The 4,586-nt window shown below is 60.5% G+C and carries 4 protein-coding genes and 1 pseudogene; 3 read left to right on the top strand and 2 right to left on the bottom strand.

Going from position 1 to position 4,586, the window contains the following annotated elements; translation table 11 throughout:
• Positions 1-128: 128 nt before the first annotated feature.
• Positions 129-1,163, bottom strand: coding sequence for a tyrosine-type recombinase/integrase (locus B7X49_RS18110; protein WP_265638672.1), 1,035 nt, complete (start codon positions 1,161-1,163; stop codon positions 129-131).
• Positions 1,164-1,350: 187 nt separating this feature from the next.
• Here B7X49_RS18110 and B7X49_RS18115 point away from each other — a divergent pair, with 187 nt between their 5' ends.
• The 3 genes from B7X49_RS18115 to B7X49_RS18125 all read left to right on the top strand — a co-directional run bounded on the left by B7X49_RS18115 (position 1,351) and on the right by B7X49_RS18125 (position 2,861).
• A complete protein-coding gene (locus tag B7X49_RS18115; protein ID WP_265638438.1) occupies positions 1,351-1,548 on the top strand; it encodes a hypothetical protein in 198 nt (65 codons plus the stop codon).
• Between the two features lie 186 nt (positions 1,549-1,734).
• Positions 1,735-1,935 carry a helix-turn-helix domain-containing protein gene (locus tag B7X49_RS18120; RefSeq protein ID WP_245594239.1) on the top strand — a complete coding sequence of 67 codons (201 nt, stop codon included), beginning with the start codon at positions 1,735-1,737 and terminating at the stop codon, positions 1,933-1,935.
• Positions 1,932-2,861, top strand: a complete 930-nt coding sequence (locus B7X49_RS18125; RefSeq protein ID WP_051657654.1) for a replication protein RepA — start codon at positions 1,932-1,934, stop codon at positions 2,859-2,861. The genes B7X49_RS18120 and B7X49_RS18125 overlap by 4 nt, the downstream gene beginning before the upstream one ends.
• A gap of 1,437 nt (positions 2,862-4,298) precedes the next feature.
• Here the strand turns inward: B7X49_RS18125 and B7X49_RS18130 are convergent.
• Positions 4,299-4,586, bottom strand: a pseudogene (locus B7X49_RS18130) (IS256 family transposase); the annotation flags it as partial.

The following is a 4,586-nucleotide window of genomic DNA, read 5'->3' on the forward strand; positions in this document are numbered from 1 at the left end:
CGATCGGGATGGGCCAGACGGCCGACGCCCCCGCGGTTTCGGCAGCGGGGGCGGCAGAGGATGTCGCGCCGGCGGGGTTACCGGTTCAGGCGAATCAGGCTCGGTCTCCCACGGAAACCGGAGCGCCATCAGAGATCAAGCATGCCGGCCGGGCTGTCACTGACCAGACCGGCGCGCTGGACGTAGCCGCGCATCACGCTCTGGGTGCGGTGACGCGTGTGGCGCATGATATCCTCGTCACGCACCCCCTTGGCGTAGGCCTCGGTGATAAATCCGACGCGCAGCGCGTGGGCGCTCAAGCGATCGAACCCCTCGATCACCAGCCCGGCCATTTCGGCGCGATACGCCAGGATCCGCCGCACCGCATCGGGATGCATCCCGACATCCCCAATGGTGTCGCCGGTACTGATCCGGCGGAATAAAGGTCCTGATTTGCGGGTGGCGATCTCCATCCAGTCCTGGAACGCCCGGACTGGGCAGGTCTCGACATGGCGGCCACGCGGCACGCCGATCTCAGCCCCCTCCCCTGCCTGATCGGTCTTGCCGCGCCGGATGCGGAGCCGCAGCCCACGCGCGTCCTCGGCGACATCATCGACCTGCAGCGCCACCAGTTCCGAGCGACGCAGCGCCGCGGCAAAGCCGATCAGCAACAAGGCGCGATCGCGCCGGCCGCGCGCGGTGCGATCGCAGGTGGCGACCAGCTGGCGCAGCATCGGTAGCGTCAATGCCGCCGCCTTCTGCACCGCGCGACCGTGGTTGCGGAGGGCGCCACGCAGCGGATGCTGGATATCACCATGGGCCGGATTCCACGGCAGATCATTAAACCGGTGCATTGTGCCGATCGCCGCCAGGCGCCGGCGGATCGTGGTCGGCGCGTGAGAAACCGCAAGGCTGGAGAGATAAGCGCCCACCACGGCCGGGGTTGCCGGTACCGGGACAAAGCCGGTGCGATCGCACCATGCAGCATAATGGGTCCAGTCCGCTTTGTAGGCGCGCAGGGTCGCGGGCGAGACCGCCTGGCGCGCGAACGCCTGCGCCTGTGCGAGGGCGGCCTGCCCAGCCGGCGTCAGGGCCGGCGCGACCGCCGTGCCTTGGTTTTCCGCGGGATCGGTCAGGATCTCACCGTCGAGAGCGCGACCCGATTCGGGAGGTTGATCGACCATGATTCGACCGATAGGCCGACGCCTGACCGATAGCAACCCAAATAATTCCACTACGCGCGATAATAGTGATTATCGCGTGTAGGTCGCCCCTCTCACTAAGAACAAGCTACCAGCTTGCAGTCGGAATAGAACCAGGTTCTATGATGAATCGATGGAACCGATCTCAGGGTCAGCGTTTACCGGGCTTTTGAGCCAAGCCGACGTCAGCCAGGCCAGGTTTGCCCGGCTCAGCGGCGTCACTTCCCGCCAGGTTAACAACTGGTGCCGAGATCGGGCCACCGTGCCGCGCTGGGCCACGATGCTCGCCCTCGCGCTGCGGGAACTCTCGGTCGAGGGACTCACGATCCTGTCCGATGAACTCGCGAATGCCGACGCAAAGCCCTAATGATGGCCAACGGACTCAGCGAAACGGATGAATCTCGATTTCGAACACGGAGTTACCACCCACTCCATTGGCGCCGACTCGGCCGTTCCCCCTTTTTTCTTGTGCCGGCTCGGATTCATCTGATACCGTAGGTGTCAGATAAACTGAAGAATCGGCCTTGATATGATTACGAGCACCCAGTGCAGGATGGCGAGAGCTGCGGTCAAACTCACTGTCGATGACTTGGCTCAGGCCGCCCAGGTTGGGCGTTCCACCGTGATTAGGTTTGAGCGAGGCGCCATCGTCCTTCCTGCCATCAAGGCAGCGATCAAGTCAGCGTTTGAACGGACCGGACTCCAGTTTGAAAACGATGGAGGCGTGGTACCGCCGGGGGAGGAAGCAAGATGACTGAGAGTAGCGAGGGCCACGAGGGCAGCGAGGGGCAAGGCGACCTCTTTGCACCTCTGAGCAGAGAGACCGCCAGAATCATTCGTTTTGCCACGGAAATCGCGGAGACCGCTCCCGAACGGCCCGATTTCCTGCATACGGTCCTGTGTCAGGTCGGGTTGCCTAGGCGGGCCACTGAAGGCCTACGATTCGAGCGCCGGAATGGGATCGCGTCCCTGCTAGTTGAGGCGGGGAGCCTCTACTCCAACCAGACCTGGATGCAGCAACCCCTGCCCTACGGTCCCAAGCCTCGGTTGGCACTCGTCCACATCAGCACGGAAGCCGTTCGGACGAAGTCACCAGTGGTTGAAGTAGGGCGGTCGCTCCACGATTTCATGCGGCGGATCGGCATCGGCACAAACGGCCGCGACTACCGAACTTTTCGATTGCAGATGCGGGCGCTTTCGGCGTGTCGTATGACACTCGGCTATGGGAACACCACCATCGATGCCAAACCTATCGAGCGCTTTTCCACCTGGCGAGCACCAGATGGCAGCGACGATCTGGAAGCCGGAATCATCCAACTCACTACGAAATTCTACGAGTCACTCGTCGATGCCGCAGTCCCTCTGGATCCCCGTGCCTTGGCAGCGCTGCAAGGGTCGTCTCTTGCCCTCGACATCTACACGTGGCTGTCGCACCGCTTACACCGAGTAGCACGCGTGACCGGAGAGCGCGTCACATGGGCAAATCTCGCGAGCCAGTTTGGTCAGGAATATCACGATACGCGAGATTTCAAGCGAACTTTCCAACGCTCGCTTCTGTCGGTTCGGGCCGTCTATCCTGACGCGCGAATGGACGAGGTTCGTGGGGGCTACATTCTACTGCCATCGAGGCCGCCGGTCCCCAAAACTATCATTGGCGGCGCGAGGCTGGAGGCTAGTTGAGTCTGTACCGTCGGCGGGCAAAAAATACCAACGGGCTTGCCGTTGCGCCAGAGTGAACGGTCAGGAGTCTAACTCGGTCAATCACCCCCCCTCTTTCGGGCAGTTCGGGCGATTACCCCCCCTTTTTCCTAAGTCGGGCGATTACCCCCCCCTTTTAATGCCGTCCAACCCTATGCCAGGGTCTATGCGAGGGCCGCTTCCCGATCTTACTCGGGTTTGGGGCTTGTGATGAACCCAGGCTAGCGGCGGCCGGTGGCTGGACCTCCTTGAGGGTTCCGTCGACGAGCAAGGTGTTACACGACCTACCATGATGATTTCAAATCGACGCTCGTTGATCACATCTGCAACTCCGCATCTCCGCTTCCCGCCCTTGATCGTCGGTATCGGTCGGGTCTGCGCCGCCTGCCGCTACGGGAAGGAGTTGTTCATAAGAAGTTCTCTGTGCCCAGCGTAGCAGTTAATGCCTAGTCAGGTAGGCCCTCTCGCCTTCAGTGGTGCCTCGATACGTAGTCCGGATTTCCCCTGTATTCCGCGCGGTCGCCGACTGGGTCACCATCTAAGATCAGCATCAAGACCGCGATTACCGGCGTAGTCCTCGGGGATAGTTCGGGCGATCACCCCCCCCCTCAAACATATCGCGGGTGCCAGTTCGGTCGATCGCCCCCCCTTAAGCGTATTGAGCACGTCAATTCGGGCGATCACCCCCCACCACAAGCGTATCGCGGGCGCCAGTTCGGTCGATCGCCCCCCCCTTAAGCGTATCGAGCACATCAATTCGGGCGATCACCCCCCCCCTCAAACATATCGCGGGCGCCAGTTCGGGCGATCACCCCCCTCTCCACTCAATCAAGTTCGGGCGATTGCCCCCCTTACAGCCGTCGCCCACAAGTTCGAACAATCACCCCCATTCTAGATAATTCGGGCGATTACCCCCTCTTCATTGGGTGGACGATCAATCTCCGCTAAACCTAGGCCACACGAGAAAAGAGTATCACCGAGATCCGAGTCGCTAATTCGCCGCTGTGAATAAGAAATGTTATCAACAGGCGATCACCCCCCACGTTTTCGGGCGATCACTCCGCGACTCTCGGTCGGTCGCCCCCCAAATCCTTCGGGCGATTACCCCCCGCCTAACCCTATAACTTGACCTATAAAAAAACCTGTATACTTTACCTGTAGTTGGGACGTAGTTTCTGTGGATAACGGGGATAACTGGCACGGAAATAAAAAAAAGGGGCTATTGGTTAAGACCTTTTTCTAGTTTTTGCTCAAGAATATCTCAAGGGGGCTTTGGAAAGGTTTACAGAGTACCCTCCTCGTCACCACTCACCCCGTCTGCTCGCACATCAGCGGCTACTAAAAATGACGACCTTGTCGTTTTCAGAGCATAGAATCAGAGCCCCCAGAGCTATGGTGGAAATTGGGTGATGGCGGTGATCAGGCGGCGTTCTGTGCTGGCGTCTCGATCACCTCGACGCCGTTCCGGAAAGTAATGCCCTGGATGACCTTGGGCAACTGGTTTTCTCCGTTGAGTCTGCGCCAGGTTTTGGCGGCTGCCGTGACGAGTTTGAAGACCATGAACCGGGCGGTGTCCTGTGACAGCGCGCCCTTGGTTCGGATCGCTCCATGGCGAACGGTGGCGAACACGCTCTCGATCGGGTTGGAGGTCCGCAGATGCTCCCAATGCTCGGCCGGGTAATCGTAGAAGGTCAGCAGCGCATCACG

It is taken from the genome of Acidiphilium sp. 34-64-41 (genome assembly GCF_002282635.1).
GTDB classification, from domain to species: Bacteria; Pseudomonadota; Alphaproteobacteria; order Acetobacterales; family Acetobacteraceae; genus Acidiphilium; species Acidiphilium rubrum.

Bases quoted from the DNA above. Each gene is read 5' to 3' on its own strand.
- B7X49_RS18110 (WP_265638672.1), bottom strand. From the start codon at position 1,163: ATGGTCGATCAACCTCCCGAATCGGGTCGCGCTCTCGACGGTGAGATC.
- B7X49_RS18120 (WP_245594239.1), top strand. From the start codon at position 1,735: ATGGCGAGAGCTGCGGTCAAACTCACTGTCGATGACTTGGCTCAGGCC.
- B7X49_RS18125 (WP_051657654.1), top strand. From the start codon at position 1,932: ATGACTGAGAGTAGCGAGGGCCACGAGGGCAGCGAGGGGCAAGGCGAC.